3 protein-coding genes are annotated in these 2852 nt (G+C 73.8%); 2 read left to right on the top strand and 1 reads right to left on the bottom strand.

Going from position 1 to position 2852, the window contains the following annotated elements; genetic code table 11:
* Positions 1-493: 493 nt before the first annotated feature.
* Positions 494-1120 carry a TIGR03086 family metal-binding protein gene (locus AB0L25_RS41005; RefSeq protein WP_500179050.1) on the top strand — a complete coding sequence of 209 codons (627 nt, stop codon included), beginning with the start codon at positions 494-496 and terminating at the stop codon, positions 1118-1120.
* A 46-nt stretch (positions 1121-1166) separates the two neighbouring features.
* Here the strand turns inward: AB0L25_RS41005 and AB0L25_RS41000 are convergent, their stop codons facing one another.
* On the bottom strand, positions 1167-2375 hold the full coding sequence (locus AB0L25_RS41000; protein WP_500179049.1) for an acetyl-CoA C-acetyltransferase: 1209 nt from the start codon (positions 2373-2375) through the stop codon (positions 1167-1169).
* A 203-nt stretch (positions 2376-2578) separates the two neighbouring features.
* Here AB0L25_RS41000 and AB0L25_RS40995 point away from each other — a divergent pair, with 203 nt between their 5' ends.
* Positions 2579-2761, top strand: coding sequence for a DNA primase (locus AB0L25_RS40995; RefSeq protein WP_500179047.1), 183 nt, complete (start codon positions 2579-2581; stop codon positions 2759-2761).
* Positions 2762-2852 lie beyond the last annotated feature (91 nt).

Raw genomic sequence — 2852 nt, 5'->3', positions numbered from 1 at the left:
ATGGCGGTCTTGTACAGGAACAGCACCCGCCGCCCCGCGAGCGCCAGCGTGACCGCCAGTCCGGCGAGCCCGATGATCAACGTGATCCAGTACACTGTTCCGTCCTCCTGGGTACGGGCGATGGCAGTCAGCGTAGGGCTCGTGACAGACTGCACCTCATCCGGGTCCCGAATACTACTCGGTAGTAGCTTATGCGTCACACACGCTGGTCGGCACCGTCGCAGACCAGGACGGAGCGTACCCGGCGGCCCCCTCCCCGGTACACGGCGCCCACGGCCGAAGCGATCCCCGCTGTTCCGGTCACAACCGTCCTGTGCGCGCGCACAGCCCCACCGCCGTTCCCGCCCTGCTCGCGGCGCGGCCCTCGCGCCCGCGCGATTCCCTGGTTTTCCCGCTCCGACTATCGATGAGTTCCGCGCCGTCCGGGAGTCCGCATCCTGAAGACCGGGACACGACCGATCACGGTCCGCCCGCCGTCCACGGAGGATGCACGATGACGCCGACCACCGACCACGGTCCCGCGACACGCCGCCTGGCCGGGCTGCTCGCCGCGATACCCGACTCAGCTCTGACCATGCCGACGCCCTGCGCGGGCATGGACCTCGCCGCGCTGCTCGACCACGTCCACGGCCTGTCGATCGCGTTCACGCGGGCCGCCGCGAAGGAACGTCCCGAGGGCGGGTCGCAGCCGCCGACGGTCGACGCGGCGAACCTGGCGCCCGACTGGCGGGTGCGGATCCCCGAGGCACTGGACGAACTCGCCGCGGCGTGGCGCGTCCCGGGGGCCCGCGAGGGGATGACGGAGGCCGGGGGCGTCGAGATGCCGGGCGACGTCGCCGCGAGCGTCGCGCTGAACGAGGTCGTCGTGCACGGCTGGGACGTCGCGCGCGCTACCGGCCAGCCCTACGACGCCGGGACGGACGAGGTCGAGGCGTGCCTCGCGTTCGTCGGGCCGTCCGTCGAGGAGAGCGGCGGCGCGGGGATCGAGGGGCTGTTCGGCCCGGCGGTCGCGGTGCCGGCGGACGCGGGGCCGCTCGACCGGCTGATCGCGCTGACCGGGCGCGACCCGGCCTGGACGCCGACGCCCCTGTCCCCCGTGCAGCGGACCCCGGCGCCCTGAACGCGGGCACCGGGGTCCGGGGGAACGGTCCGGGAGGTACGCGGGGTCAGACCCGTTCAAAGACGGCGGCGAGGCCCTGGCCGCCGCCGATGCACATGGTCTCCAGCCCGTAGCGGGCCTCGCGGCGGTCCATCTCGCGGGCGAGGGTGGCGAGGATGCGGGCGCCGGTCGCGCCGACCGGGTGGCCGAGGGAGATCCCCGACCCGTTGACGTTGACGCGGTCCCAGTCGCCGTCCTTCAGCCCCCACTCGCGGGCGACGGCGAGGACCTGCGCGGCGAACGCCTCGTTCAGCTCGATGAGGTCCATGTCGGCGAGGGTCAGCCCGGCGGCGGCGAGCGCCTTCGCGGTGGCCGGAACCGGCCCGATGCCCATGGTGCGGGGCGGCACGCCCGCGCGCCCCCACGAGACGAGCCGGACGAGCGGGCGCAGCCCGAGCTCGGCGGCGCGTTCGGGCGTCGTCACGACGCACGCGGCCGCCGCATCGTTCTGCCCGCTGGCGTTCCCGGCCGTGACGGTGGCCTCCGGGTCGTTCTCGCCGAGGACGGGACGCAGCTTCGCGAGGCCCTCCATGGACGTGTCGGGGCGCGGGTGCTCGTCGGTGTCGACGACCGTGTCGCCCTTCCGCCCCTTGATCGTGACGGGGACGATCTCGTCGGCGAACCGCCCGTCCCGCTGGGCGGCGACGGCCCGCGCGTGCGACCGCACGGCCAGTTCGTCCTGTTCCTCCCGGCCGATGCCGTACTCGCGCCGCAGGTTCTCGGCGGTCTCCAGCATCCCGCCGGGCACGGGGTGGTTGACGCCGCCCGCGGTGACCCGCCCCTGGGCGAGCGCGTCGTGCAGGTCGATGGACGGGCCGCGCACGCCCCAGCGCGCCTTCGTCGTGTAGAAGGGCGCGTTGCTCATGCTCTCGGTGCCGCCCGCGATGACGACGTCGCTGACGCCGGTCTGGATCTGCATGGCGGCGTCCAGGACGGCCTGGAGGCCGGAGCCGCAGCGGCGGTCGAGCTGGGTGCCGCCGACCTCGACGGGCAGCCCGGCGTCGAGCGCGGCGACGCGGCCGACGGCGGGCGCGTCGGCGTTGGGGTTGCACTGCCCGAGGATCACCTCGTCGATCGCGTCGTCGGGCAGGCCGGTGCGCGCCACGAGGGCCCGGATGACGGTGGCGGCCAGTTCGGCCGGGGAGACGGGCTTCAGCGCCCCGCCGAACCGGCCGATGGGGGTCCGCAGCGGCTCGCAGATGACCGCTTCGCGCATGTGCATGCTCCTCAACTCGACAAGTGGCGGCGCACTCTGCAGGTTATGGGGTCGTTTCGGCCGGGTGACCGCCGGGCTTCCGCCCAGTGGAGGTTCGGACAAGAACCGCGCCGGGCCGCGAACGGGCCCTCCCGCGGGCGGCTCCGGGTCATTACATTGCCGGTCACCACTCACCTTTTGGGGGACCCATGGCCGGGTTGCCGATGAAACTGCTCAAGACGCTGCTCGCCGCGCTGACGGCGGTGACGCCCGTGTCACTGCCCGCGGTCGCGGTGGCCGGGGTGCTCGGCGCGACGGCCGTCGCGTCGGCCGGCTGCGCCGTCGAGACGGACGACGACGGGGACGACGACGGCGGCTCCGACGACGACGAGGGCTTCGACGACTGACAGTGATGATGTAGGTGAGCGCCTCCCGCTGGGGTCTGGCCCAACGCCTGACTGGCCTGGTGCCTTCAACGGGATCTGCCGACCCTGCGCG

Source organism: Spirillospora sp. NPDC052242 (assembly GCF_040679555.1).
Classification (GTDB): Bacteria; Actinomycetota; Actinomycetes; order Streptosporangiales; family Streptosporangiaceae; genus Spirillospora.
This window is presented reverse-complemented; position numbering and strand designations above follow the sequence as displayed.

What these genes read in the sequence shown, in the direction of transcription:
- AB0L25_RS41005 (WP_500179050.1), top strand. Translation starts at nt 494, where the DNA reads ATGACGCCGACCACCGACCACGGTCCCGCGACACGCCGCCTGGCCGGG.
- AB0L25_RS41000 (WP_500179049.1), bottom strand. Translation starts at nt 2,375, where the DNA reads ATGCGCGAAGCGGTCATCTGCGAGCCGCTGCGGACCCCCATCGGCCGG.
- AB0L25_RS40995 (WP_500179047.1), top strand. Translation starts at nt 2,579, where the DNA reads ATGAAACTGCTCAAGACGCTGCTCGCCGCGCTGACGGCGGTGACGCCC.